This is a genomic window from Clostridioides sp. ES-S-0005-03 (assembly GCF_020658455.1).
In the GTDB taxonomy this organism is placed as follows: Bacteria; Bacillota; Clostridia; order Peptostreptococcales; family Peptostreptococcaceae; genus Clostridioides.
In genome coordinates, this window is record NZ_JACVWI010000049.1 from 1 (window position 1) to 234 (window position 234).

The 234-nt window shown below is 41.0% G+C and carries 1 rRNA gene; it reads left to right on the top strand.

Going from position 1 to position 234, the window contains the following annotated elements:
* Window positions 1–48: 48 nt before the first annotated feature.
* Window positions 49–234, top strand: a 23S ribosomal RNA gene (locus tag IC218_RS22360); the annotation flags it as partial.

Sequence of the window (234 nt, forward strand, 5' to 3'; positions counted from 1 at the left end):
AAAAATTATCGAAGTTGATAGCTTCTAATCTATCAAACCTTTTTAACTGGTCAAGTTATTAAGGGTGCAGGGCGGATGCCTTGGCACTAGGAGCCGATGAAGGACGTGATAAGCTGCGATAAGCTTCGGGGAGTTGCACGTAAACTTTGATCCGAAGATTTCCGAATGAGGAAACTCACTTAGAGTAATGTCTAAGTATCATTAAGTGAATACATAGCTTAATGAGGGGAACTC